This is a genomic window from Streptomyces fildesensis (genome assembly GCF_016107395.1).
Taxonomy (GTDB): Bacteria; Actinomycetota; Actinomycetes; order Streptomycetales; family Streptomycetaceae; genus Actinacidiphila; species Actinacidiphila fildesensis.
Genome location: NZ_JAAIKO010000299.1, coordinates 1 through 265 on the forward strand (window position 1 = coordinate 1; position 265 = coordinate 265).

The 265-nt window shown below is 59.6% G+C and carries 1 protein-coding gene; it reads right to left on the minus strand.

What is annotated here, in order from left to right:
- Positions 1-231: DUF642 domain-containing protein (locus C6N31_RS42990; protein WP_232486381.1), on the minus strand; the 231-nt coding region annotated here is incomplete at its 3' end.
- Positions 232-265: the final 34 nt, after the last annotated feature.

Here is a 265-nt window from a genome sequence, read left to right on the forward strand (position 1 = left end):
GTCTCTTCCAGCACAGACGACGACCGCCATGGATCCGGCACAAGAATTTCTGGCGTCGCCGACGCTGACGGAGAGCGCATACGCCTTGCCAGGCACGGTCCTTACTATCTGCGCAACCGCACTCTCCGGCCCTGCAACGAGCTCAATCGCTCGCCTGCCATGCGGGACAGAGAAGAAGTTGCTGTCTATGTATTTCACAGCTTTGAGAGACTCCACCACCCAGCCAGGCAATGGGTCGTGGCGATCTTCGGTGCGGGGCGGTATT